The 24,428-nt window shown below is 60.0% G+C and carries 21 protein-coding genes and 1 pseudogene; 13 read left to right on the plus strand and 9 right to left on the minus strand.

Features of this window, described 5'->3' with window-relative positions:
- Position 1: 1 nt before the first annotated feature.
- The 6 genes from AB4O41_RS19320 to AB4O41_RS19345 all read left to right on the plus strand — a co-directional run bounded on the left by AB4O41_RS19320 (position 2) and on the right by AB4O41_RS19345 (position 7,441).
- The gene (locus AB4O41_RS19320) at positions 2 to 331 is read left to right on the plus strand and encodes a sarcosine oxidase subunit delta (RefSeq protein ID WP_038981140.1); all 330 of its coding nucleotides are present in this window, start codon (positions 2 to 4) and stop codon (positions 329 to 331) included.
- On the plus strand, positions 328 to 3,345 hold the full coding sequence (locus AB4O41_RS19325) for a sarcosine oxidase subunit alpha (RefSeq protein ID WP_460144314.1): 3,018 nt from the start codon (positions 328 to 330) through the stop codon (positions 3,343 to 3,345). Before AB4O41_RS19320 ends, AB4O41_RS19325 begins: the two co-directional genes overlap by 4 nt.
- A 130-nt stretch (positions 3,346 to 3,475) precedes the next feature.
- Positions 3,476 to 4,108 carry a sarcosine oxidase subunit gamma gene (locus tag AB4O41_RS19330; protein ID WP_052967382.1) on the plus strand — a complete coding sequence of 211 codons (633 nt, stop codon included), beginning with the start codon at positions 3,476 to 3,478 and terminating at the stop codon, positions 4,106 to 4,108.
- A 180-nt stretch (positions 4,109 to 4,288) separates the two neighbouring features.
- Positions 4,289 to 5,146, plus strand: coding sequence for a formyltetrahydrofolate deformylase (purU, locus tag AB4O41_RS19335; RefSeq protein WP_460144315.1), 858 nt, complete (start codon positions 4,289 to 4,291; stop codon positions 5,144 to 5,146).
- Between the two features lie 206 nt (positions 5,147 to 5,352).
- Positions 5,353 to 6,552 carry a formaldehyde dehydrogenase, glutathione-independent gene (fdhA, locus tag AB4O41_RS19340; RefSeq protein WP_007907573.1) on the plus strand — a complete coding sequence of 400 codons (1,200 nt, stop codon included), beginning with the start codon at positions 5,353 to 5,355 and terminating at the stop codon, positions 6,550 to 6,552.
- A 274-nt stretch (positions 6,553 to 6,826) separates the two neighbouring features.
- Positions 6,827 to 7,441 (plus strand): DUF2780 domain-containing protein, encoded by a 615-nt coding sequence (locus tag AB4O41_RS19345; protein ID WP_460144316.1) that lies wholly within the window; start codon positions 6,827 to 6,829, stop codon positions 7,439 to 7,441.
- Position 7,442: 1 nt separating this feature from the next.
- Here AB4O41_RS19345 and AB4O41_RS19350 read toward each other — a convergent pair whose 3' ends face one another.
- The gene (locus AB4O41_RS19350) at positions 7,443 to 8,327 is read right to left on the minus strand and encodes an acyltransferase (RefSeq protein WP_460144317.1); all 885 of its coding nucleotides are present in this window, start codon (positions 8,325 to 8,327) and stop codon (positions 7,443 to 7,445) included.
- A 272-nt stretch (positions 8,328 to 8,599) separates the two neighbouring features.
- On the opposite strand from AB4O41_RS19350, the gene rloA2 reads away from it, so the two are divergent.
- From rloA2 to creD, 4 genes and pseudogenes are all read left to right on the plus strand, one after another.
- Positions 8,600 to 9,106 (plus strand): retropepsin-like aspartic peptidase RloA2, encoded by a 507-nt coding sequence (rloA2, locus tag AB4O41_RS19355; protein ID WP_460144318.1) that lies wholly within the window; start codon positions 8,600 to 8,602, stop codon positions 9,104 to 9,106.
- A 59-nt stretch (positions 9,107 to 9,165) separates the two neighbouring features.
- Positions 9,166 to 9,846, plus strand: a complete 681-nt coding sequence (gene creB, locus AB4O41_RS19360; RefSeq protein WP_460144319.1) for a two-component system response regulator CreB — start codon at positions 9,166 to 9,168, stop codon at positions 9,844 to 9,846.
- Entirely contained in the window at positions 9,846 to 11,264 is a 1,419-nt protein-coding gene (gene creC / locus AB4O41_RS19365) for a two-component system sensor histidine kinase CreC (protein WP_460144320.1), read from the plus strand. The genes creB and creC overlap by 1 nt, the downstream gene beginning before the upstream one ends.
- 203 nt (positions 11,265 to 11,467) lie before the next feature.
- Positions 11,468 to 12,839 (plus strand): annotated as a pseudogene (gene creD / locus AB4O41_RS19370) (cell envelope integrity protein CreD).
- Between the two features lie 180 nt (positions 12,840 to 13,019).
- On the opposite strand, the gene AB4O41_RS19375 reads toward creD, so the two are convergent.
- Positions 13,020 to 13,649: a glutathione S-transferase gene (locus AB4O41_RS19375; RefSeq protein ID WP_460144321.1), complete on the minus strand. Its 630-nt coding sequence runs from the start codon at positions 13,647 to 13,649 to the stop codon at positions 13,020 to 13,022.
- Positions 13,650 to 13,889: 240 nt separating this feature from the next.
- Here AB4O41_RS19375 and AB4O41_RS19380 point away from each other — a divergent pair, with 240 nt between their 5' ends.
- Entirely contained in the window at positions 13,890 to 14,192 is a 303-nt protein-coding gene (locus AB4O41_RS19380) for a transposase (protein WP_223464023.1), read from the plus strand.
- Entirely contained in the window at positions 14,189 to 15,025 is an 837-nt protein-coding gene (locus tag AB4O41_RS19385; RefSeq protein ID WP_223464022.1) for an IS3 family transposase, read from the plus strand. Before AB4O41_RS19380 ends, AB4O41_RS19385 begins: the two co-directional genes overlap by 4 nt.
- 66 nt (positions 15,026 to 15,091) lie before the next feature.
- Here the strand turns inward: AB4O41_RS19385 and AB4O41_RS19390 are convergent, their stop codons facing one another.
- The 7 genes from AB4O41_RS19390 to AB4O41_RS19420 all read right to left on the minus strand — a co-directional run bounded on the left by AB4O41_RS19390 (position 15,092) and on the right by AB4O41_RS19420 (position 23,530).
- Positions 15,092 to 15,271, minus strand: a complete 180-nt coding sequence (locus AB4O41_RS19390; RefSeq protein WP_460144322.1) for a hypothetical protein — start codon at positions 15,269 to 15,271, stop codon at positions 15,092 to 15,094.
- Positions 15,268 to 16,398, minus strand: coding sequence for a PepSY-associated TM helix domain-containing protein (locus AB4O41_RS19395; protein WP_460144323.1), 1,131 nt, complete (start codon positions 16,396 to 16,398; stop codon positions 15,268 to 15,270). The genes AB4O41_RS19390 and AB4O41_RS19395 overlap by 4 nt, the downstream gene beginning before the upstream one ends.
- Before the next feature lie 72 nt (positions 16,399 to 16,470).
- Positions 16,471 to 18,900: a TonB-dependent siderophore receptor gene (locus AB4O41_RS19400; protein ID WP_460144324.1), complete on the minus strand. Its 2,430-nt coding sequence runs from the start codon at positions 18,898 to 18,900 to the stop codon at positions 16,471 to 16,473.
- A gap of 249 nt (positions 18,901 to 19,149) precedes the next feature.
- Entirely contained in the window at positions 19,150 to 20,124 is a 975-nt protein-coding gene (locus AB4O41_RS19405) for a FecR domain-containing protein (RefSeq protein ID WP_460144325.1), read from the minus strand.
- Entirely contained in the window at positions 20,121 to 20,639 is a 519-nt protein-coding gene (locus tag AB4O41_RS19410; RefSeq protein WP_460144326.1) for an RNA polymerase sigma factor, read from the minus strand. Before AB4O41_RS19410 ends, AB4O41_RS19405 begins: the two co-directional genes overlap by 4 nt.
- Positions 20,640 to 20,885: 246 nt before the next feature.
- Positions 20,886 to 21,593, minus strand: coding sequence for a 3'-5' exonuclease (locus AB4O41_RS19415; protein ID WP_460144327.1), 708 nt, complete (start codon positions 21,591 to 21,593; stop codon positions 20,886 to 20,888).
- Positions 21,590 to 23,530 carry a putative nucleotidyltransferase substrate binding domain-containing protein gene (locus AB4O41_RS19420; protein WP_460144328.1) on the minus strand — a complete coding sequence of 647 codons (1,941 nt, stop codon included), beginning with the start codon at positions 23,528 to 23,530 and terminating at the stop codon, positions 21,590 to 21,592. Before AB4O41_RS19420 ends, AB4O41_RS19415 begins: the two co-directional genes overlap by 4 nt.
- A gap of 262 nt (positions 23,531 to 23,792) precedes the next feature.
- Here AB4O41_RS19420 and AB4O41_RS19425 point away from each other — a divergent pair, with 262 nt between their 5' ends.
- Entirely contained in the window at positions 23,793 to 24,239 is a 447-nt protein-coding gene (locus AB4O41_RS19425) for a response regulator (RefSeq protein ID WP_050682163.1), read from the plus strand.
- Positions 24,240 to 24,428: the final 189 nt, after the last annotated feature.

Raw genomic sequence — 24,428 nt, forward strand, 5'->3', positions numbered from 1 at the left:
CATGTTGCATATCTTCTGTCCTCACTGCGGCGAGTTGCGCTCCGAAGAGGAATTCCACGCATCCGGCCAGGCGCACATCCCGCGTCCACTGGATCCGAACAGCTGCACCGACGAGGAGTGGGGCGACTACATGTTCTTCCGCGATAACCCTCGCGGTCTGCACCACGAACTGTGGGATCACGTTGCCGGTTGCCGTCAGTACTTCAACGTCACCCGTAACACCGTGACCTACGAGATTCTCGAAACCTACAAGATCGGCGCCAAGCCGCAGTTCACCGACAAGACCGACAGCCCGAAAGCGGCCGCCACGGCTCTGGGAGAGAAGGTATGAGCCAGATCAATCGCCTGTCCAATGGCGGACGCATCGACCGCAACAAAGTGCTGAGCTTCACTTTCAACGGCCAGGTCTACAAAGGCTTTGAAGGCGATACCCTCGCTGCCGCCTTGCTGGCCAACGGTGTCGACATCATCGGCCGCAGCTTCAAGTACTCGCGCCCGCGCGGCATCTTCGCCGCCGGTGCCGAAGAGCCGAACGCCGTGCTGCAGATCGGTGCGACCGAAGCCACGCAGATCCCGAACGTGCGCGCCACGCAACAAGCGCTGTATCAAGGCCTGGTCGCCACCAGCACCAACGGCTGGCCGAGCGTGAACAACGACATGATGGGGATTCTCGGCAAGGTCGGCGGCAAGCTGATGCCACCGGGCTTCTACTACAAAACCTTCATGTACCCGCAATCGTTCTGGATGACCTACGAGAAGTACATTCGTAAGGCTGCCGGCCTTGGCCGCTCGCCGACCGAGAACGATCCGGACACCTACGACTACATGAACCAGCACTGCGACGTGCTGATCGTCGGCGCTGGCCCTGCGGGTCTGGCGGCTGCACTGGCGGCTGCCCGTAGCGGTGCGCGTGTGATCCTGGCCGATGAGCAGGAAGAGTTCGGCGGCAGCCTGCTCGATTCCCGCGAAAGCCTCGATGGCAAACCCGCTACCGAGTGGGTTGCCAGCGTCATCGCCGAGCTGAAAAACACCCCGGACGTGCTGCTGTTGCCGCGCGCCACGGTCAACGGTTACCACGACCATAACTTCCTGACCATTCACGAGCGCCTCACCGATCACCTCGGCGACCGCGCCCCGATCGGCCAGGTGCGTCAGCGCATCCACCGGGTTCGCGCCAAACGTGTAGTGCTGGCGACCGGTACTCACGAGCGTCCACTGGTTTACGGCAACAACGACGTGCCGGGCAACATGCTCGCCGGCGCCGTGTCGACTTATGTTCGCCGTTACGGCGTGGCACCGGGCAAAAAGCTCGTGCTGTCGACCAACAACGATCACGCTTACCGCGTAGCGCTGGATTGGCTCGATGCCAGTCTGCAAGTGGTCGCAATCGCCGATGCCCGCAGCAACCCTCGCGGTGCGCTGGTGGAAGAAGCGCGCGCCAAAGGCATTCGCATCCTGACCGGCAGTGCCGTGATCGAGGCCCGTGGCAGCAAGCACGTCACCGCCGCTCGCGTTGCCGCGATTGACGTAAAAGCACACACCGTGACCAGCCCGGGCGAGTGGCTCGATTGCGACCTGGTCGCCAGTTCCGGCGGCTACAGCCCGGTGGTTCACCTGGCGTCGCACTTGGGTGGCAAGCCGATCTGGCGTGAAGATATCCTCGGTTTCGTACCAGGCGAAGCACCGCAAAAACGCGTGTGCGTCGGTGGCATCAACGGCGTCTACGGCCTCGGCGATTCGCTGGCCGACGGTTTTGAAGGCGGTGCTCGCGCCGCTGGCGAAGCCGGTTTCGGCAAGGTCGAAGGCGTTTTGCCGAAAGCCTTGAGCCGTCTGGAAGAACCGACGTTGGCGCTGTTCCAGGTGCCTCACGAAAAAGCCACTGCCCGTGCGCCGAAGCAATTCGTCGACCTGCAAAACGACGTCACCGCTGCCGCCATCGAATTGGCGACCCGCGAGGGCTTCGAGTCGGTCGAGCACGTCAAACGCTACACCGCACTGGGCTTCGGCACCGATCAGGGCAAGCTCGGCAACGTCAACGGTCTGGCCATTGCCGCCCGTTCGCTGAACGTGACCATCCCGCAGATGGGCACCACCATGTTCCGCCCGAACTACACGCCGGTGACCTTCGGCGCCGTGGCCGGTCGTCACTGTGGGCACATCTTCGAGCCGGTTCGTTTCACCGCGCTGCATCACTGGCACGTGAAAAACGGTGCTGAATTCGAAGACGTCGGTCAGTGGAAACGTCCTTGGTACTTCCCGAAAAACGGTGAAGACCTGCATGCCGCCGTGAAGCGCGAATGCAAAGCCGTGCGCGACAGCGTCGGCCTGCTGGATGCTTCGACCCTGGGCAAGATCGACATCCAGGGCCCGGACACCCGCGAGTTCCTCAACCGCATCTACACCAACGCCTGGACCAAGCTTGACGTGGGCAAGGCGCGTTACGGCCTGATGTGCAAAGAAGACGGCATGGTGTTCGACGACGGCGTGACCGCCTGCCTGGCCGACAACCACTTCGTGATGACCACCACCACCGGCGGCGCTGCACGCGTGCTGCAATGGCTGGAAATCTACCATCAGACCGAATGGCCAGACCTGAAGGTGTACTTCACTTCCGTGACGGATCACTGGGCAACCATGACCCTGTCCGGGCCGAACAGCCGCAAGCTGCTCAGCGAAGTCACCGATGTCGACTTGAGCAACGAAGCTTTCCCGTTCATGACCTGGAAAGAAGCTCTGGTCGGCGGCGTACCGGCGCGGATATTCCGGATTTCGTTTACCGGCGAGCTGTCGTACGAAGTCAACGTGCAGGCCGACTACGCCATGGGCGTACTCGAGAAAATCGTCGAGGCCGGGAAGAAGTACAACCTGACTCCGTACGGCACTGAAACCATGCACGTACTGCGGGCCGAGAAGGGCTTCATCATCGTCGGCCAGGATACTGACAGCTCGATGACCCCGGACGACCTGAACATGGGCTGGTGTGTCGGTCGCACCAAACCGTTCTCGTGGATCGGCCAGCGCGGCATGAACCGTGAAGACTGTGTACGTGATCAACGCAAACAGTTGGTCGGCCTGAAGCCGATCGATCCGAACAAGTGGCTACCGGAAGGTGCGCAACTGGTGTTCAACACCAAGCAAACCATCCCGATGACCATGGTCGGTCACGTGACTTCCAGCTACCTGCACAACTCCCTGGGCTATTCGTTTGCCATGGGTGTGGTCAAGGGCGGCCTGAAGCGCATGGGTGAGCGGGTGTTCGCACCGCTGGCCGACGGCAGCGTGATCGAGGCGGAAATCGTTTCTTCGGTGTTCTTCGATCCGAAAGGCGATCGCCAGAACGTGTAACACCACAGTCCCCTGTGGGAGCGGGCTTGCCCGCGATGAACGATAACGCGGTGCCACAGGCAGACCGAGTTGCTCCCATCGCGGGCAAGCCACGCTCCCACAGGAAATTGAATTCAGGAACAGGTGCTTTATGACCGCAGCCAATGTTTACCAACAACGCCCAACCACCGGGGCCAAGGCCGAGTCGTCGCTGCATCACGCCGACCTCGCCAGCCTGGTGGGCAAGGGCCGCAAGAACGCCGGCGTGATCGTGCGTGAGAAAAAACTCCTCGGTCACCTGACCATTCGTGGCGATGGCCATGATCCAGCGTTCGCTGCCGGTGTGCACAAGGCTCTGGGCCTGGAGCTGCCAGCCGCGTTGACCGTGGTGATCAAGGGCGAAACCAGCCTGCAATGGATGGGGCCGGATGAATGGCTGCTGATCGTGCCGACCGGTGAAGAATTCGCCGCCGAGCAGAAATTGCGCAAAGCGTTGGGCGACCTGCACATCCAGATCGTCAACGTCAGCGGCGGCCAGCAGATCCTCGAACTCAGCGGCCCGAACGTACGCCAGGTGCTGATGAAGTCCACCAGCTACGACGTGCATCCCAACAACTTCCCGGTGGGCAAGGCTGTCGGCACGGTGTTCGCCAAGTCGCAACTGATGATCCGCCACACTGCCGAAGACACCTGGGAACTGCTGATTCGTCGCAGCTTCTCGGATTACTGGTGGTTGTGGTTGCAGGATGCTGCCGCCGAGTACGGGCTTAGCGTCCAGGCGTAATTGTGGCGAGGGAGCTTGCTCCCGCTCGGCTGCGCAGCAGTCGTAAAACCTGAGTCCGCGTTCCATCTGCAGGAATGCGGTTGCTGAAATAGGGGTTGCTTCGCAACCCAGCGGGAGCAAGCTCCCTCGCCACAGGTCTTCGCAGTCGCGTAGGTATTTTCGAACAGGAGTCACCGCACTATGAGCCGCGCCCCAGACACATGGATTCTGACCGCCGATTGCCCTAGCGTCCTCGGCACCGTGGATGCGGTGACCCGCTTTCTGTTCGAGCAGGGCTGCTACGTCACCGAGCACCATTCCTTCGATGACCGGCTCTCGGGCCGTTTCTTTATTCGCGTGGAATTTCGTCAGCCTGATGGCTTCGACGAACAAGCTTTCCGCGCAGGTTTGGCAGAGCGTGGTGACGCCTTCGGGATGGTCTTCGAGCTGACCCCGCCGCACCACCGGCCAAAAGTAGTGATCATGGTCTCCAAGGCCGATCACTGCCTCAACGATTTGCTCTACCGCCAGCGCATCGGCCAGTTGTCGATGGACGTGGTCGCCGTGGTCTCCAACCACCCGGACCTCAAGCCGTTGGCCGACTGGCACCAGATTCCGTACTACCATTTTCCGCTGGACCCGAACGACAAACCGGCGCAGGAGCGTCAGGTCTGGCAGGTGATCGAAGAATCCGGCGCTGAACTGGTGGTCCTTGCCCGTTACATGCAGGTCCTGTCGCCAGAGCTGTGCCGCAAACTCGATGGTAAGGCGATTAACATTCATCACTCCCTGCTGCCGGGTTTCAAGGGTGCCAAACCCTATCACCAGGCCTACAACAAGGGCGTGAAACTGGTCGGCGCCACGGCGCACTACATCAACAACGACCTGGACGAAGGCCCGATCATCGCCCAAGGCGTGGAGGCTGTGGATCACAGTCACTATCCCGAAGATTTGATCGCCAAAGGGCGGGATATCGAAGGGCTGACCCTGGCGCGGGCCGTTGGTTATCACATTGAAAGACGCGTGTTTTTGAACGCCAATCGCACCGTCGTTCTTTAGATCGCCATCGCGGGCAAGCCCGCTCCCACAGGGTTTGGGTCGTTCACAAACCTTGGGCCCACCCAGATCCACTGTGGGAGCGGGCTTGCCCGCGATGAGGCCCCAACAGACAACGCAAGAAGACACAGGCAATAACCCGAGTAATCAACGCGCCGCCGATCCATGGCGACGCGACCGCTACATAAAAACAACAGCGAGGTGAAAGCATGTCTGGTAATCGTGGTGTGGTGTATCTCGGCGCTGGCAAGGTCGAAGTACAGAAAATCGACTATCCCAAAATGCAGGACCCGCGCGGCAGGAAGATCGAGCACGGTGTCATCCTGCGCGTAGTTTCCACCAATATCTGTGGTTCCGATCAGCACATGGTGCGCGGTCGTACCACCGCTCAGACCGGTCTGGTGCTGGGCCACGAGATCACTGGTGAAGTGATCGAGAAGGGCAGCGGTGTCGAGAATCTGCAGATCGGCGACTTGGTGTCGGTACCTTTCAACGTTGCCTGTGGTCGTTGCCGTTCGTGCAAAGAGCAACATACTGGCGTCTGCCTGAGCGTTAACCCGGCGCGTCCGGGCGGTGCCTATGGTTATGTCGACATGGGTGACTGGACCGGTGGCCAAGCCGAGTACGCGTTTGTGCCGTATGCCGACTTCAACTTGCTGAAACTCCCGGATCGCGATCGCGCGATGGAGAAAATCCGCGACCTGACCTGCCTCTCCGACATCCTGCCGACCGGTTACCACGGCGCAGTGACCGCCGGCGTTGGACCTGGCAGCACCGTGTACATCGCTGGTGCCGGCCCAGTCGGACTGGCAGCTGCCGCTTCGGCTCGCTTGTTGGGTGCTGCAGTGGTGATCATCGGTGACGTCAACCCGATCCGCCTGGCTCACGCCAAGGCGCAGGGTTTCGAAATTGCCGACCTGTCGACAGACACCCCGCTGCACGAACAGATCGCCGCGCTGTTGGGCGAGCCGGAAGTGGATTGTGCTGTTGATGCGGTGGGCTTCGAAGCCCGCGGTCACGGCCATGCCGGCGTGAAACATGAAGCTCCGGCAACTGTGCTCAACTCGCTGATGGGCGTGGTTCGCGTGGCTGGCAAAATCGGTATCCCTGGCCTGTACGTGACTGAAGACCCGGGTGCTGTGGATGCAGCCGCGAAAATGGGCAGCCTGAGCATTCGCTTTGGTCTGGGCTGGGCCAAATCCCACAGCTTCCACACCGGCCAGACGCCAGTGATGAAGTACAACCGCCAACTGATGCAGGCGATCATGTGGGACCGCATCAAGATTGCCGACATCGTCGGTGTTGAAGTCATCAGCCTGGATGACGCACCCCGTGGTTATGGCGAGTTCGATGCGGGCGTGCCGAAGAAGTTTGTGATCGATCCGCACAAGATGTTCAGCGCGGCGTAAGGCTTCAAGCAAAGCAAAACGGCGACCCTCGGGTCGCCGTTTTTTTATGCGTCACGCTTACCCTGTGGTGAGGGGGCCTTTGTGGCTCCCCTCGCCACAAACGTCGCCTCACTTCTTCCTCCAGGTCCGGGCGCCTGTATGCCATTCATCGCGTGAGTCCGGGGTTTCACGTTTCCTCGACGTGACGGGGGAACATGCCAGCGGATACCCGGTCAAATCGGCAGTTTTTCCGCCTCGTTACCGGGCGGTTTTCATGCCAATAGAGGATGTCTTGATGAACGTTTCACGCGGTTTTGCACTGGCATCGCTCATGGCTGTTGCTTCGTTGACGACGCTGGCGGCCAACCCGGCCTTTGCACAGTTCAGCCTCGTTGATGCGGCCAAAGCGGTTTCGGCGATGCAGGGCGACGAAGGCGACATGAGCAACGAGAGCGATGAGGCCGATGGCATCGTGGCAGCGGCGCCCAAGGCCGCCGGTTTGCTCAATACCCTGGGCTCGCAGCTCGACATCACCCCGGAGCAGGCCATCGGCGGTGCCGGTGCGATGCTGGGGCTGGCGAGAAATCAGCTCAGCGGCCAGGACTTCTCCGAACTGAGCAAAAACGTACCGGGCCTCAGTCAAATCGCCGGTAATAGTGCCATCGGTGGCTTGAATGGATTGGGTGGACTGCTCGGCGGCGGTTCGGACAAGAATGCTTTGCTCGATGGCTTGTTGGGTAACGTCAAGGACACTAGCGACCTGAACAACGCCTTCAGTGCCCTGGGCATGGACACCGGGATGATCGGCATGTTTGCCCCCGTGATCCTGCAATACCTAGGTCAGCAAGGCGTGGCCGGTTCGCTGCTGCAAAACCTCGGCGGGATCTGGGGCACAGGCACCGGTAGCTAAGTCAGCCTTCGGCGCGTAGCGCCTTGATGCGCCGGTCTTTTTCGATCCAGAGCTGGTTGACCCAGTTCTGGACCTTTTCGCGAAATGCCGGATCGTTTTCGTAATCGCCTTGCCACAGCGCCGGGTCCAGTTCGCGGGTCTGGATATCGATGATCACCCTTGGCACGTTGCCGCTGATCAAATCCCAGAAACCTGGAATCTGCTGCTGCGGATACACCACTGTCACATCGAGAACGGCATCCAGCTGTTCACCCATCGCCGCCAGCACAAAAGCCACGCCGCCAGCCTTGGGCTTGAGCAGGTGAGTGAAGGGTGACTGCTGTTGGGCGCTTTTCGCCGAGGTGTATCGAGTACCTTCCAGGTAATTGACCACCGTCACTGGCTGACGCTTGTACAGCTCGCAGGCTTGTTTAGTGATCTCCAGATCCTTGCCGGCCAGCTCCGGGTTTTTCTCCAGAAACGCCTTGGTGTAGCGCTTCATGAACGGATAGTCCAACGCCCACCAGGCCAGACCCAGGAACGGCACCCAGATCAGTTCTTTCTTGAGGAAGAATTTGAAGAACGGCGTGCGCCGGTTAAGTGTCTGGATCAGTGCCGGAATATCGACCCAGGACTGATGGTTGCCGATCACCAGATACGAGGTGTCGCGGCGCAGATCATCGCCGCCGCGAATGTCCCATTGGGTGGGAATGCACAGTCGGAAGATCAGCTTGTCGATTTCGGCCCAGGTTTCGGCAATCCACATCACCGTCCAGGAGGCGTAATCGCGAAAGCGCCCGGGCAGGATCAGCTTCAGCAGGGCGAACACCATCAAAGGCCCGAACAGCACCAGGGTGTTAAGCAACAGCAGCAGGGTGACGAAACAGCCGGTGAGCAGGCGGCGCATAGGTAACTCTTGAAAGCGTTTGGGCGCGCCATGATAAGCAGCTTCAGGCGACAGGCCAAATCGGTGGTGACGAATGTTTCACGTTTGTGGCGGTATGTTTGACTGACATAACGATCGTTCCCACGCTCTGCGTGGGAATGCAGCCGGGACGCTCCGCGTCCCCAAAGCGTGACGCAGAGCGTCCCATGCGGCATTCCCACGCGGAGCATGGGAACGATCATTCACACAACGGTCTAAAATCCCACTGCCCACTCTTCAAGGAAGCCCATTACGTGAAATCTCTCCTTGCACTGCTTTCCCTCGTGGCCCTTCCGGTCCTGGCCGCTGAGCCGACCCTGTACGGGCGTTACGAATACATCGCGCTGCCGGAAATCGGCGGCGAAGTTCTCAAGGCCAAAATGGACACCGGCGCCCTGACCGCGTCGCTGTCGGCCAAAGACATCGAAACATTCACCCGCGATGGCGACGAGTGGGTGCGTTTCCGCCTCGCCACCAAAGGTGCCAGCAACAAGGTCTATGAACACAAGGTCGCGCGGATCAGCAAGATCAAGACCCGCTCCGAAGAAGACGAGGATGACAAGGAAGCGATCGAGCCCACCAAGCGCCCGGTGGTTGATTTGGAACTGTGCCTGGGCAACGTCAAACGCACCGTCGAGGTCAACCTCACCGACCGCAGCAGCTTCAATTACCCGTTGCTGATCGGCGCCAAAGCGCTGCGTGAATTCGGTGCGGCGGTGAACCCGGCACGGCGTTTTACGGCAGACAAACCCGACTGCTGATTGACGGCGAATCAGCCTTGGGGCACCGTTCGCCCACTTAACCAGCGGGCTCGGACGCCATGCCTCATATCCTGATTGTCGAAGACGAAGCGGCGATTGCCGATACCCTGATTTTCGCCTTGCAGGGCGAGGGCTTCACCACCACCTGGTTGAGCCTTGGCGGGGCGGCTCTTGAACATCAGCGCGCCACGCCGGCCGACCTGATCATCCTCGATGTCGGCCTGCCAGACATCAGCGGCTTCGAGACCTGCAAGCAGTTGCGGCGTTTTAGCGAAGTGCCGGTGATTTTCCTCAGCGCCCGTGATGCAGAGATCGATCGGGTGGTGGGCCTGGAGATCGGTGCCGACGATTACGTGGTTAAACCGTTCAGCCCTCGGGAAGTGGCGGCGCGGGTCCGGGCGATTCTCAAGCGCATGGCGCCACGACCGGTGGCGGAGGTGGCGTCAGCGCTGTTTCGCATCGACAGCGAACGCGTACAGATCAGCTATCGCAGTCAGCCCCTGAGCCTGACTCGCCATGAGTTTCGTTTGCTGCAGTGCCTGCTCGAGCAACCCGAGCGAGTCTTCAGCCGCGAGCAATTGCTCGATGCGCTGGGCGTGGCCGCCGATGCCGGCTACGAGCGCAGCATCGACAGCCACATCAAGAGTGTGCGCGCCAAATTACGCCAGGTGAAAGCCGACGCCGAACCGATCCAGACTCACCGCGGCCTCGGTTACAGCTACAGCCCGGGGCACAGCTGATGCCACTGGGGATCCGGATTTTTCTGGTCTACGTGCTGTTCATCGGCCTGACCGGCTACTTCGTGCTCAATACCGTGATGGAAGAAATTCGCCCCGGCGTGCGCCAGTCCACCGAAGAAACCCTGGTGGACACCGCCAACCTGATGGCCGAGATCCTGCGCGACGACTTCAAGGCTGGCACCCTCAGCCAGAACCGCTGGCCCGAGTTGCTCAAGGCTTACGGTGAACGGCAACCGAAGGCGAGTATCTGGGGCATGCCGAAGAATCAGGTCAACCACCGGATTTACGTCACCGATGCCAAGGGCATTGTGGTGCTGGATTCCAGCGGCGTCGCGGTGGGCCAGGACTACTCGCGCTGGAACGACGTCTACCTGACCTTGCGCGGCGAGTACGGCGCTCGTTCGACGCGCAGCAACCCGGATGATTCGAACTCGTCGGTGATGCACGTCGGTGCACCGATTCGCGACAACGGCCAGATCATTGGCGTGGTGACGGTGGCCAAGCCCAACAGCTCGCTGCAGCCTTACGTTGACCGCACCGAGCGGCGATTGCTGATTTATGGCGCCGGGCTGATTGGCCTGGGTTTGCTGTTCGGTGCGTTGTTGTCGTGGTGGCTGAGCGTGGCGCTGCGGCGGTTGACGGCGTATGCCCAGGCAGTCAGTGAAGGCCGGCGGGTCGAGGTACCGCATTATCGTGGCGGCGAGCTGGAACAACTGGCCACGGCAGTGGAGCAGATGCGCACCCAGCTCGAAGGCAAAGCCTACGTCGAGCGTTATGTGCACACCCTGACCCATGAATTGAAAAGCCCGCTGGCGGCGATTCGTGGTGCGGCGGAGTTACTGCAAGGCGAGATGCCGCTGGCTCAGCAGCAGCGATTCGTCAGCAACATCGACAGCGAAAGCGTACGCATGCAGCAGTTGATCGAACGACTGCTGAACCTCGCGCAGGTGGAACAGCGCCAAGGGCTGGAAGAGCGGGTGGCCGTGCCGTTGGCGGGTTTGGTAGATGAGCTGTTGAGCGCGCAGGCTGCGAGAATCGAAGGCAAGCAGTTGCGTGTGGAACAGCAAATTGCAGCGGATCTGAACCTGCTCGGCGAGCCGTTTCTGTTGCGTCAGGCGCTGGGCAATCTGCTGGAGAATGCGTTGGACTTCACCCCGGTTCGAGGCGTGCTGCGCTTGTGCGCTGAACGAGTCGGTGAGCAGATTGAGTTCAGGCTGTTCAACCAGGCCGAGGCGATTCCCGACTATGCATTGCCGCGCTTGAGCGAGCGCTTCTATTCACTGCCGCGCCCGGACAGTGGGCGTAAAAGTACGGGGTTGGGGCTTAACTTCGTTGAAGAGGTGGTCAAGTTGCATGGCGGGGTGATGAGTATCGGTAATGTCGACGGCGGGGTTGAAGCCAAATTGAGCCTGCCTTAGGACCGAGTCGCGGCCATCGCGAGCAAGCCCGCTCCCACACTGGATCTCCTGTGATCACAAAAAAGGTGCCCATCGCCGATTAACTGTGGGAGCGGGCTTGCTCGCGAAGAGGCCGGCCCAGTCTCCACAAAGTCTCCACATTCCCCCCATAAAACTCCCACACACCGACTCCAGACTTTCCCCATCCAAACAGGGAGAGTCCCATGAACCGTAGCCTGACCCTAAAACTCGGGGCGATTGCCCTTTTGATTCTATTGCTGCTGATCCCGTTGCTGATGATCAACGGCGTGATCCAGGAGCGGCAACAACTGCGCGATGGTGTGCTCGAAGACATCGCCCGCAGCTCCAGCTACAGCCAGCAACTGAGCGGCCCGCTGATGGTGGTGCCCTATCGAAAAACGGTGCGCACCTGGAAAACCAACGAAAAAACCAACCAGCGTTACCAGGATGTCGGCGAGGAACGCGGGCGTTTGTATTTCCTGCCGGAGCGCTTCGAACTGGACGGCCAGGTCCAGACTGAACTTCGCGCCCGGGGTATCTACGAAGCCCGGCTGTTCCATGCCGACAACCGCATCAGCGGGCATTTCTCGGTCCCGGCGCAACTGGGCATCAAGGAGGATTTCGCCGATTACCGCTTCGATCAACCGTTCCTGACCGTCGGCATCAGCGACATTCGCGGCATCGAAAATGCCCTGAAACTCGAACTCAATGGCCAGAGCCTGGACTTTGTACCGGGTAGCCAAGTGGGCTGGTTGGGCGAGGGTGTGCACGTGACGCTGCCAGCGCTGAACACCCAACAGGCCACGGAGCTGGCCTTCGGTTTCGACTTGCGCCTGCAAGGCACCGGCCAGTTGCAGATTCTCCCGGTGGGCAAGACCAGCAAGGTTTCACTGGCCGCCAATTGGCCTCACCCCCAGCTTCATCGGTAACTACCTGCCGGCCCAGCGTGAAATCACCGATCAGGGCTTCACCGCCAATTGGCAGACCTCGTTTTTCTCCACCAACCTGCAAGAGGCGTTGAACAGTTGCGTGTCTGGCGGCCAGTGCGAGGCGTTCATCGGTCGCAGCTTCGGCGTGAGTTTCATCGACCCGGTGGACCAGTACCTGAAAAGCGACCGGGCAATCAAATACGCGTTGCTGTTCATCGTCCTGACCTTCGCCGGTTTTTTCCTCTTCGAAGTGCTGAAAAGCCTGGCAGTACACCCGGTGCAATACGCTTTGGTGGGTGTGGCGTTGGCGTTCTTCTACCTGTTGCTGTTGTCGCTGTCCGAGCACATCGGCTTCGCCCTGGCGTATCTGCTGTCGGCGAGTGGTTGTGTGTTGTTGATCGGTTTCTATGTCTGCCATGTGCTACGCAGCGTGCATCACGGTTTGAGTTTTTCGGCGGGGCTGGCGGCATTGTATGGCTTGCTCTACGGCTTGCTGAGTGCCGAGGATTACGCGCTGTTGATGGGCTCGCTGCTGTTGTTCGGGCTGCTGGGCGTGTTCATGGTGCTGACGCGCAAGCTGGACTGGTACGGGATCGGGCAAAAAACCGCCAAGCCGCTGGCCTTTGATATTGGAGCCGTGGAATGAGCCGGTCGTTGGGGTTGCGCGAGGATCAGCGAGTGGGAGAGGTGTTGGCGACGCGGATTGCCGGGTTGTTTCCGTTGGATTGCGGTGGTTCCTTCGCGGGCAAGCCTCGCTCCTACGGATCACTTGGACCTGTAGGAGCGTGGCTTGCCCGCGAAGACGGCAGACCAGTCACCGCGAGTTTCAGACCTTCGGCATCGTCGCAATCATCGAAGGCCGCTGACTCACCTCAAAATACCACTCCGCCAGCTTCGGATTCTCTTTGCGCCATTCCAGATCCGGGTGGCGCAGATCCAGATAACCCAAGGCACAGGCCACACTGATCGCCGCCACATCGAAATGGCTGGTCAGCTCGGCAATCGCGTCGGCCTCCAGCAATGCCAGAGCGCGACGAATCTTGTCGCGCTGACTGTCGAGCCATTCGTCCCAGTGCTTTTCCGGGACGCGCAGGGCCACTTCATAGCGAATCATCACTGCGGCATCCATGATCCCGTCGGCCAAGGAAGCCAGGGTCAGACGCCGCCAGCGCGCCGAGCCGTCGCGAGGGATCAGCGGATTGCCGACGTGCTGGTAATCGAGATAGTCGAGGATCACCCGACTGTCGTACAACACATTGCCATCGGCCAGGCGCAGGGCTGGAATTTTGCCTAGCGGGTTGTCTTCGTTGAGGGCCAGATCCGGGCTGACCGGCGTGAGCTGGCTGGCTTGCAGCGCCACGCGGTTGGTTTGACCGGTTTCGTGCAGCAGCACCATGACTTTGCGAACGAAGGGCGACGCAGGGTTGTGGAACAAGGTCATGCTGGGGACGGACATGGCGACGATCTCGATCATGGGCAGTGTCGGCAGCATAGCGCTTTAAAGCTTGAGCTCAAGCGCGAGCTCACGGTTGAGCACGGAACGAAGTGTGGGAGCGGGCTTGCTCGCGAAAGCGGTGGCTCAGTTGCATCAATGTTGAATGTTAAACCGCTTTCGCGAGCAAGCTGAACTGGCCTAATGATTTTGGACACTTCAATCGGGCGCTATGATGGCGCCCAAATCTGAGGTGTTTTGGCTATGCGTAAATCTTATTCCAGTGAGTTCAAACTCAAGGCGGCGAGCATGGTGCTGGACGAGGGACAGTCAGTTCCCGAGGTCTGCGCCAGCCTGGATATCGGTCCTACGGCCCTGCGCCGCTGGGTCGACCAGGTTCGGAAGGAACGTTTGGGCTCGACTCCGGTGGGCGCTAAGGCGATTACCGCCGATCAGCGAGAGATCCAGCAACTCAAAGCCTTGCTCAGGCAAAAAGACCTGGATATCGAAATCCTAAAAAAGGCCAGTGCTCTCCTGCTGTTGGACGCCAAAGATCATTCACGTTGATCGATGAGCTGGACGAGCAGTACGGCGTTAACAATTGCTGTCGGGCGTTCGGCGTCAACCGCAGCAGCTTTTATGCCTGGCGTCAGCGCCAAGGCAAGGTCAAACCTGAGAGGGAGAAACTCAAGGCCGTGCTGGTCGAACATCACAAGGAATCCAGATCATCTGCTGGCTCGCGCACTTTGGCCAAGGAGCTGCAAGCCAAGGGACATCGTGTTGGGCGGCATATGGCTCGCAGCCTGATGCGCGAAGCGGGCGTTGCCAGTCGTCAGCGCCGGCGGCACAAGTACAAATCTTCCGGCGTGGAAGCGCTGGTGGCGCCGCATGTGCTCAAGCGCAAGTTTGATGTTACAGCGGTCAATCAGGTGTGGTGTGGCGATGTGACGTACATAAAGGTCGGCACGCGCTGGCTGTACTTTGCGGCGGTTCTGGATCTGTTCGCTCGCCGGATTGTGGGCTGGTCGTTTTCGATGATTTCCGATGCCACGCTAACCTGCGAAGCGTTGCGCATGGCGGTCGAGCTCCGAGGCCGGCCAAAAGAGGTGCTGTTTCATTCTGATCAAGGCTGCCAATACACCAGCCATAAATTCAGAAATGAGATGCGCAAGCATGGACTTTTGCAAAGCATGAGTCGTAAAGGTGAGTGCTGGGACAACGCCCCGATGGAGCGTTTCTTTGGGAGCCTTAAATCAGAGTGGGTGCCAGAAGATGGCTACAACTCTGAGCACGAAGCCCGAATAGACGTGCAACGCTACGTGATGCGTTACAACAACGTCAGGCTCCATAGCTACAACGGCTATCGTTCACCGGTAGCTATGGAGAAACTGGCGGCATGAAAACCGTAACTGGTGTCCAAAATTAGTTGACCAGTTCAAGCCCGCTCCCACAGGGTTTTGTGCTGTTCAATCGCGTTGCAATAGCCCGCGCAAGGCGAGGACGGCGGGGATGCCCAGCCCGAGCCAACTCAATGCATCCCACACACCATCGCCCAGCAACGCGGCAAACAGACCCGCGGCGCTGAGCAGGGCGATGACGGTTGGTGTGGCGAAGACCTTCCAGAAACTCGACTGTCTCGGCCTCATGTCGGGCACTCCGCGTTTTCGAGCACAGGTTTCGCGACCTTGCGCCGCACCACCCACAAATAAACCCCGCTGCCGAGCACGATGATGGTCAACACATCGAGGGTCGCCCAAAGGATCTTCATCGGCATGCCGCCGTAATCACCGAAGTGCAACGGCTGAGACATGCCCATGGCGTCCATGTACCACGGCCGTTCGGCCACGGCCGTGACTTGCAGGGTGCTGGCGTCAATCAACACTGGGGTCAGCAGGTGCGAGGTCAGGTGGGTGCTGCCTTTCATGAACACGGCGTAATGGTGTTCGCTGGAAAACCGCGTACCGGGGAAGGCGATGAAATCGGGCTGCATGCCCGGCGCGACGTCTTTGGCGATGTCGAGCAGACGGGTCGCAGGCGCCAATTGAGTCAGCGGCGGCGCTTCGCGATAAGGCGCAATCATCGCGCTCAGGCTGTCGTTGCGCCACGCGGCGATCAACAAGTCGGCGCACGCGCTGATCACGCCGGTCACACCGACCACTAGCACCCAAGTCAGGGTCACCACGCCGATCAAGTTATGCAGGTCGAGCCAGCGCAGGCGGGTAGATTTGTCGTGGCGCACGGTGGCGAACTTCAAACGCCGCATGAACGGCAGGTACAGCACCGTTCCGGAAACAATCGCCAGCACAAACAAAATCCCCATGAACGCCAGCAGCAACTTGCCCGGCAGGCCGGCGAACATGTCCACGTGCAGACGCAGCATGACCATCATCAGCCCGCCGTTGGCCGATGGCATTTCCAATGCTTCGCCGGTGCGAGCGTCGAGCATGAAGGTGTGGGACGAGTTCGGCTCGGTGCCGGCGGTGGGCGCCATGATGGCGATCACGCCGTTAGGGTCTTCTTCGTCGTAGCCGAAATATTGCATGACCTCGCCGGGACGGTGCTTCTCAGCCGCCTGCACCAACTGCTGCAAATTCAGCTGCGGGGTATCGGCCGGCATCGATTTCAACTCGGCGGCATCGCCCAGCAGATGGTCGATCTCGTGATGGAAGATCAACGGCAGGCCGGTCAGCGCCAGCATCAGCAGGAATGCCGTGCAGATCAGGCTGGTCCAGGTGTGAATAGAGGACCAGCGGCGGATGGTTTTGCTTTTCATTTCATGGCCTTCAGAAAGACCAAAGCCGTCCTCGAAGGACGGCCTGGTCGTGGCGCGTGTCAGTTCAGGCGATTACCACTTGTACGTAGCGCTGGCGACGACGCTGCGTTGGTCGCCGTAGTAGCAGTAAAAGCCGTCGCAAGTGGATATGTAGTCCTTGTCGAACAGGTTGGTGGCATTCAGTGCCAGTGATGCACCTTTCAGACTGTTATCCAGACGGCCCAAGTCGTAATGGACCGCCGCGTCGAACACCGTGTAGGCATCAGCCTTGCCCAGCCAAGTGTTGCCCTGGTCGCCATAAGTATTGCCGGTGTAGCGTGCGCCGGCACCGATGCCGAAACCATCCAGCACACCGTTGTGCCAAGTGTAATCGGCCCACAGCGACGCTTGCTGGTTAGGCATCAATTGCAGGCGATTGCCCTTGAAGTCACCCTTTTGCACTTCGGACTTGGCCAGGGTGTAGGCGGCGATGACTTTCAGGTTGTCGGTGACGTCGGAAACGGCTTCCAGCTCCAGGCCTTTGACCTTCACTTCGCCGGTCTGGCTGGTAATCGAGACGTTGTCCGAGTTGGTCGTAGTGACGGAGACGTTTTTCTGGGTCAGGTCATAGACCGCAGCCGTCAGCAGGGTGTTGCTGCCCGGCGGTTGATACTTGATGCCCAGTTCCCACTGCTTGCCTTCAGTCGGCTTGAACGACTCGGTCGGCGATGCCGTGGCTTTGCTGGTCGGCTGGAACGACTCGGCGTAGGACAGGTAGGGCACGAAGCCCGAGTCGAACACATAGCTGATCGCTGCGTTGCCGCTGAATTTCTTGTCCCGTTCGGTGTTGGTGGCATCACCCTTGTTGAAGAATTTGGTGCCTGTGTGGATCCAGTCCTCACGACCACCGAGGGTCAGACGCCATTGGTCGAGGGCCATTTGGTCCTGGACGTACAAGCCGGTCTGGTAGGTTTTCTGGTCATAGTCATAGAACGCCGTCGAGCGTGACGGGCGAACGATTGGCTGGCCATAGATCGGGTTGTTGACGTTAGTGGTCAGACCGTCACCGAAGATCGAGGTGTAGTTGGTATTGGTGCGCTGGTGATCGAGGCCGATCAACAGGGTGTGACGGATGTCGCCGGTCGCGAAGTCGCCCTGGAAGTTGTTGTCCACGGCGAACTGGCTGATGTCCTCGTCGACACTGGTGCTCGAGCGGCCAACGTTGCCCTCGGCATCGACCTGGGTGTACGGGTAGGCGCCGGGGGTAAGAGTCTGGAAGGACAGGTCCGATTTGGTGTACCGCAGGTTCTGCTTGAACTGCCAGACATCGTTCAAGCGATGTTCAAAGGCGTAGCCCAGCGCGTAGTAGGTGCGGTCGTAGAATTCCCAGTCTGGGTCACCGAGGTTTTTGTGATGGGAGATATCGCCGAGCGGCGAATGGATCTTCGTGCCTTGCACCGGCAGGAACTGGCTGGTGATGCCGGTATCGTCGCGAGTGAATTGCGTCAGCAGGGTGAATTTGGTGTCTTCGTCGATGTTCCAGGTCAGGCTCGGCGCGATGTTGTAGCGCTTGTTGTCGACGTGGTCGATCTGCGTGCCGCTGTCGCGCAATACACCGCTCAGTCCATAGATAAACCGGCCTTCGTCATCGATCTTGCCGGTGCTGGCGAAGCTGATTTGACGATGGTTGTCGCTGCCGTATTGCAGCTGGATTTCATTGCTCGATTCGGCGCTGGGACGACGGCTGACCATGTCCAGCAAGCCGCCTGGTGGGGTCTGGCCGTAAACCGATGAGGCCGGGCCGCGCAGGAGGGCCAGGCGATCAAGGTTCCAGGTTTCCTGTTTCGGGTTGGCGTACACGCCTTTTGGCAGTGGCAGGCCATCAAGGAATTGCGTCGGTTCGAAACCGCGCACGCGCAACCAGTCGGCGCGGGTGTCGCTGCCGTAGCTGCTGGCGACGATGCCGGGCATGTAGCGCACGGCTTCATCGAGGTTTTGCACACCGCGATCTTCCATTTGCTGGCGGGTGGCGACGGAAATCGAACGCGGCGCTTCGACCAGCGCGGTGTCGGTCTTGGTGCCTGCGGCGGTGCGCGTGGCAACGTAACCTTCGACCGGGCTCCAGGCAGTTTCCGCATTTTCCAGGCCAATGACGGCGGTTTCCGGCAACGCCATCACACCTTCGGGCACAGCCACCAGGCTGTAGGTTTCGGCGCTGCTCTGTTCCAGTTGTAGACCGGTGCCGCGCAAGGCTTCCCGCAGAGCGCCAGTGGCGTCGAACTGGCCCTTCACCGGAGCCGAGGTCTTGCCCGCTGCCAGCGACGGATTCAACGACAGTGCCAAACCGGCCTGGCTGGCGATCTGGTTCAGGGTACTGGCCAATGGCGCAGCCGGCAGGTTGTAGGCGCGGACGCTGGACGCCTGTTCGGCGGCAATCAGTGGACCGCTGGCCAAAGGGGCGCAAAGGGCAATGGCGACCGCCAGCAAACGGGGGCGCAACACGGTGTCTAGCGAACGGGACATACAGCGGCTCCTGAATGGAAATATTTCTCAATTGCCTAGGTGCCGGACGAGAATTCAAAAGTGATAGGGCGAGATGAAAATAATTTTGATTCGTTATTTGCGGTGTGGCTGCTGGCCTCTTCGCGGGCAAGCCACGCTCCCACAGGTTTTGTGTCGAGCGGGAACTCTGTGAACGACACAAAACCTGTGGGAGCTGGCTTGTCGGATCGCCGCACCGCCGCGAAGGCGGCGGATCAGGCTCAGCGTCTTTTAGGGCTTGGCCTCAGACTTCGCCACGACCGTTACCCACCATGGCGTGTGCTGTTCAATCTGCACCGGCAGGGTCGGCAAAAGCGCACTCAGCGCCTTGTCGGTATCGTTCAAGGGGAAGCTGCCGGTGATGCGCAGGTCGGCCACTTCCGGCGTGACGCCAAGATGTCCGCGACGATAGCGGCCGAGCTCCTGGACCAGATCTTCCAGCCGCGCGTTGTCCACCACCAGCATGCCGCGGGTCCAGGCATCGGCGCCGAGGTTGAGGGTGATGATCGGGCCCAAGCCATTGCTGCGCATCAGCACCTGCTGGCCTTCACGCAGGATCTGTTCCTCGGGGCTCGATTCGGGATGGGCGGCGACCGCTGATTTCAATACGCTCAGCCGCGTGCCTTGGTCTTCACGCTTGACCAGGAACCGTGTCCCCAGTGCGCGCATGCTGCCTTCGCGGGTCTCGACAATAAACGGCCGGGCATCGCCATGGCCGGTTTCGACGAGGATTTCCCCTTCCTGAAGGACGATCAGTCGCTGCTTCTCATCGAAGCGCACATCCACTGCGCTGTGGGTGTTGAGGTTGATCAGCGTGCCGTCGGTCAGGCGCAGGGTGCGCTGCTCGCCGGTAGCGGTGCGCTGGTCGGCCAGCCAATAGTCGATGGGCAGATAACGATCACCGGCGAACAGCGCCAGGCCGATCACCGCGACGATGCTGGCCAGGCTGCTGCCGAGCTTGCGCACCCGGCGCCGGATGCTTTCACGCGATTGCAGCAAGGCTGTGCGGGCCGGGCCATTGGCGACGCTGAAACGCTGGTCGAGCATGCCCAACTGACGCCAGGCCCGAGCGTGTTCTTCGTGTGCGGCGTGCCATTTGGCGAACGCTTCGCGCTCGACCGCGTTGCCGGAATCCAGTGACAGTTGCCAGGCAATCGCAGCATCCAGCACCTGCGCCGACACGGGTTTGGAGCTGACCGGGCTCATACCGGCTCACCATACAACGCGATGTAGCACTGGCGAATGCCTTGGGCGAGGTACTGACGAACTCGCGGCACCGACACGCCCAGACGCTGAGCGATTTCGGCGTGGCCGAGGCCATCGAGACGGTTATAGAGAAACGCCGCTCGGGCCTTGCTTGAGAGCTTGCCCAGCAGGCGGTCGATGGCTTTGAGGTCTTCGAGGATCAGTTGCTGTTCTTCCACCGACGGTTGTTCGCTTTCGGGGATCAGCATCAACTCGGTGAGGTAGGCCTGTTCCAGCGCGGCGCGGCGGAAATAGTCGAACAACAGGCCTTTGGCGATCGCCACCAGAAACGCTCGGGGTTCGCGAGGCTCCTTGAATTCATCACGCCCCAGCAAGCGCACGAAGGTGTCCTGGCTCAGGTCTTCGGCCCGTTGCGGGCAAGCCACGTTGCGCCGCAGCCAGGCCAATAGCCAACCGCGATGGTCGCGATACAACGCACCAACGAGCTCACTGTGAGGGCTTTGGACTGACGACACGCAACATCACCGAATGAGAAGTGTTAAGTAACGAGAATTGTTCGCGATTGTGGCAGAGGCGGGGGAGGTAAGCAATTGGCGCTGGTCGGGTGGTTTTTGCGGGGGATATTCAGTCAGACCGAGTTATCGTTCATCGCGGGCAAGCCACGCTCCCACAGGTTCTGTGTCGTTTGCGAAATGGGCGGACGACGAAAACCTGAGGGAGCGTGGCTTGCCCGCGATGGGGCCCGAACAGTCACCGAAGATCTAGAACGAAGGTGCTTGGCGCCGCCGCTTCCACTGACTCAGCCGCTGCTGCAAATTCAACGGGCTATGAATCTGCTGCTGCCGCGCCCGGCTGAACAGAATCAGCACCAGCTCCGCCGTCGCCAACGCATCGGCACTGGCGTTATGCCGCTCGAAGACCTCCAGCTTGAACCAGTCAATCCACTCGTCCAGCCCGGCCTCGCGAAAGTGTGCCTGCGGGCACAGCAGCGGCGCGATGTCTGCCACATCCAGAAACGGATGCTGCAACTTGTAGCCCAGATGTTCTTTCAGCGCGCGCCCCAGCATGTGCTGGTCGAACGGCGCATGAAACGCCAACACCGGACTGTCGCCGACGAACTCCATGAAATCGAGCAAGGCCTGCGCGGGGTCGCTACCGGCGGCAATGGCGCTCGGACCAAGACCGTGAATCAACACGCTGGGGCCAAGTTTGAGTTCGGTGCATTGCAGCGTGCGCTCGAATTGCTGACTAAAATCGATCGCCCCGTCCTCGATCACCACCGCGCCAATGGACAGCAGCCGATCTTTGTTCAGGTTCAGCCCGGTGGTTTCCAGGTCGAGTACCACCCAGCGTTGCTCGCGCAGGCTGCAATCACCCAGCTCGGCCACGGCAGGCAAGCGTTCCAGACGTTGTTGCAGTTCACCGGGCAAAATGGGGCTGACCGGCCGCAGCCATGAAAACAGGCTCATAACTGATACCGCAGGGTCAGGCTGCTTTGCAGGCGTTGGGCCTGGCGCAGGGATTCACGCAGGATGCGTCGGTCCAGATGATTGAGGCTGTCAGGATCGACGCGGTTGGAGTAGGGCAAGTTCTCCCGGGTCTGTAGCTGATGTTGCTGCATGCGGGTTTGCTGAATGAAGTGATACGCCTCTTCGTACGCCGCGCCGTCGAGCCGTTCGATGACCTCTTTGTCCACCAATTGACGAAAGCGCTCCAGGGTATTGTTGGTGTCGATGCCGTGGGCCAGGGCCAGCACTCGAGCGCCATCGACGAAAGGGGTCAAGCCCTGGAGTTTCAGGTCGAGTGTGGCTTTCTCGCCATTCTTGCGAGCCAGCACGAATTCGCGGAAACGGCCCACGGGCGGACGGTTACGCAGGGCATTTTCGGCCATCATCCGCTGGAACAAACGGTTGTCGCCGACCTGATCGAGAATGCCTTGGCGCAGCTGCTCGCAGCCTCGCTCGTCGCCCCAGACCACACGCAGGTCGAAATAGATGCTCGACCCCAGCAGGTTTTCCGGTGTCGCCTCGCGGATAAACGCCGCAAAGCGTCGCGCCCATTCGGCCCGGGATAAACACAGCTCGGGATTACCGGCCATGATGTTGCCCTTGCACAGGGTGAAGCCGCACAGCGCCAGGTTCTGATTGATCTGTTGGGCGATGGGCAGCAACTTGCCGCGAATCTCGGCGGCGTGGGCCGCGTCGCGGGCTTCGAACAGAATGCCGTTGTCCTGATCGGTGTGCAGCGTCTGCTCGCGGCGGCCTTCGCTGCCGAAACAAAGCCAACTGAACGGCACGCCAGGGTCACCTTTCTCGGCGAGCACCAGTTCGATCACCCGGCACACGGTGTGGTCGTTGAGCAGGGTGATGATATGTGTGATCTGGGTCGAGGACGCACCGTGGGCCAGCATCCGCTCCACCAATTGGCCGATTTCGCCGCGCATAGCCACCAGGTTTTCCAGCTTGTGGGCGCTGCGAATGGTCCGCGCCAGATGCACCAGATCGACCCTTTGCAGGGAAAACAGGTCGCGTTCCGAGACCACGCCACACAGACGCTGATCCTTGACCAGACAGACGTGGGCGATATGCCGCTCGGTCATGGCAATCGCGGCGTCGAAGGCGCTGTGGTCCGGCGTCAGGTAAAACGGCGCCCGGGTCATGTGCCCTTCAATGGCTTCATTGAAATCGCTGGTGCCGTTGGCCACCACATGCCGCAAGTCGCGCAGGGTGAAAATGCCCAGCGGTGCCTTTTGCTCATCGACCACCACGATGCTGCCGACTTGCTGATTGTGCATCAGCGTTACGGCTTCACGCAGAGGCGTGGTCGGGCTGCAAGTCACCGGGTGACGCATGGCCAGTTCGCCCAGCCGGGTATTGAGCGAGTACTGGGTGCCGAGGGTTTCCACGGCTTTTTGCTGGACTTGCTGGTTGACCTGATCCAGCAAACTGCTGACGCCGCGTAGGGCAAAATCGCGAAAAGGGCTGGAAAGTGCGAACAGTTTGATGAACGCCAGCTTATTCAGCTGTAGGCAAAAGGTATCTTCGGCCGCCAGATGTTCGGTACGAGTCGCCCGTTCCCCCAGTAGCGCGGCGAGGGGGAAACACTCGCCGGTGGTGATTTCGAAGGTGGTTTCGGTCCCGCCCTTGGCCGTGTGCGGACGTTCGCCCACGACCCGGCCCTGTTTGACGATGTAGAAATGCTCAACCGGGCCATCGGCAGGTTTGATGATGCTTTCGCCGGGGCCATAAAAACGCAGCTGACATTGCTCGACCAGATAGGCCAAGTGGGCGTTTTCCATCTGATTGAACGGCGGGAAGCGCTGGAGGAATTGCAAAGTGCCCTGGATGTTCTGCAACACCGCGGTTTTCCCTGCCTGGGTGAAGGCGTCCGCTTTACTCATAACCATTACCGCAGTCTTTTTCGTTGTTGTGTCGGATCGTTGTGTCAGATCGTTCCAGGCATGGTCGGCCCCTGCGGGCAGGGTGCCCATTGGACGTAAGTCTAGGTAGGCAATGCAGCGACCGTAATATGGGAAATGTCTGACACAACTGTGGGAAAAACCTCCTACATTGTCTATTGGAAATGTTTCCGACGAAGTGCACATTGAAGTCTGCTGAGCGATGTCTGACCACTGTGTCAGGGATTGAATCGAAAACGTTGAGAAAGCCATGTCCGACCACGATATTTTGAGTGATGCCGAGCGCGAAGCGCTCAGTGCCGTCATGTTGGAACCAGACTTGCCGCCGCAGCGGGTGCTGATCGTCGATGACGATAAGGACTCCAGGGAATTGCTGTCGGAAATTCTGGGACTGGACGGCATTCACTGCATGACGGCAGCCAGTGGTGAAGCAGCGCTCAAATTGCTGGAGACGAAGTCATCGATTGGGTTGGTGATTACCGATCTGCGGATGGGGCACGTCGATGGTCTGGAACTGATCCGTCAGGTGCGGGAGTCGGCGCGTGCGGCGTTGCCGATCATCATCGTCTCCGGCGACGCTGACGTGAAAGATGCGATCGAAGCGATGCACCTGCACGTAGTGGACTTTCTGCTTAAACCCATCGATAGCGGCAAACTGCTCGAATTGGTCAAGCATGAGCTGGGGATGGATGTGTAGCGCGGATCTCCGGGCTGCAGCTTTTTGTGGCGAGGGAGCTTGCTCCCGCTGGGTTGCGAAGCAGCCCCAAAACCAGCGATCCCAATGTACTGATACACCGCATACACAGGATTTACGACTGCTGCGCAGTCGAGCGGGAGCAAGCTCCCTCGCCACAGGGGACTGCGGCATAAAAAAGCCCCGATCTTT

Source organism: Pseudomonas sp. S2_A02 (assembly GCF_054668495.1).

Excerpts from the sequence above, each read along its gene's own strand:
- AB4O41_RS19375 (WP_460144321.1), bottom strand. The coding sequence starts at position 13,649 with ATGTCCGTCCCCAGCATGACCTTGTTCCACAACCCTGCGTCGCCCTTC.
- AB4O41_RS19420 (WP_460144328.1), bottom strand. The coding sequence starts at position 23,530 with ATGGTTATGAGTAAAGCGGACGCCTTCACCCAGGCAGGGAAAACCGCG.
- AB4O41_RS19380 (WP_223464023.1), top strand. The coding sequence starts at position 13,890 with ATGCGTAAATCTTATTCCAGTGAGTTCAAACTCAAGGCGGCGAGCATG.
- creB (WP_460144319.1), top strand. The coding sequence starts at position 9,166 with ATGCCTCATATCCTGATTGTCGAAGACGAAGCGGCGATTGCCGATACC.
- AB4O41_RS19425 (WP_050682163.1), top strand. The coding sequence starts at position 23,793 with ATGTCCGACCACGATATTTTGAGTGATGCCGAGCGCGAAGCGCTCAGT.
- AB4O41_RS19400 (WP_460144324.1), bottom strand. The coding sequence starts at position 18,900 with ATGTCCCGTTCGCTAGACACCGTGTTGCGCCCCCGTTTGCTGGCGGTC.
- creC (WP_460144320.1), top strand. The coding sequence starts at position 9,846 with ATGCCACTGGGGATCCGGATTTTTCTGGTCTACGTGCTGTTCATCGGC.
- AB4O41_RS19405 (WP_460144325.1), bottom strand. The coding sequence starts at position 20,124 with ATGAGCCCGGTCAGCTCCAAACCCGTGTCGGCGCAGGTGCTGGATGCT.
- AB4O41_RS19330 (WP_052967382.1), top strand. The coding sequence starts at position 3,476 with ATGACCGCAGCCAATGTTTACCAACAACGCCCAACCACCGGGGCCAAG.
- AB4O41_RS19345 (WP_460144316.1), top strand. The coding sequence starts at position 6,827 with ATGAACGTTTCACGCGGTTTTGCACTGGCATCGCTCATGGCTGTTGCT.
- AB4O41_RS19325 (WP_460144314.1), top strand. The coding sequence starts at position 328 with ATGAGCCAGATCAATCGCCTGTCCAATGGCGGACGCATCGACCGCAAC.
- AB4O41_RS19415 (WP_460144327.1), bottom strand. The coding sequence starts at position 21,593 with ATGAGCCTGTTTTCATGGCTGCGGCCGGTCAGCCCCATTTTGCCCGGT.
- AB4O41_RS19390 (WP_460144322.1), bottom strand. The coding sequence starts at position 15,271 with ATGAGGCCGAGACAGTCGAGTTTCTGGAAGGTCTTCGCCACACCAACC.
- purU (WP_460144315.1), top strand. The coding sequence starts at position 4,289 with ATGAGCCGCGCCCCAGACACATGGATTCTGACCGCCGATTGCCCTAGC.
- fdhA (WP_007907573.1), top strand. The coding sequence starts at position 5,353 with ATGTCTGGTAATCGTGGTGTGGTGTATCTCGGCGCTGGCAAGGTCGAA.
- AB4O41_RS19320 (WP_038981140.1), top strand. The coding sequence starts at position 2 with ATGTTGCATATCTTCTGTCCTCACTGCGGCGAGTTGCGCTCCGAAGAG.
- AB4O41_RS19350 (WP_460144317.1), bottom strand. The coding sequence starts at position 8,327 with ATGCGCCGCCTGCTCACCGGCTGTTTCGTCACCCTGCTGCTGTTGCTT.
- AB4O41_RS19395 (WP_460144323.1), bottom strand. The coding sequence starts at position 16,398 with ATGAAAAGCAAAACCATCCGCCGCTGGTCCTCTATTCACACCTGGACC.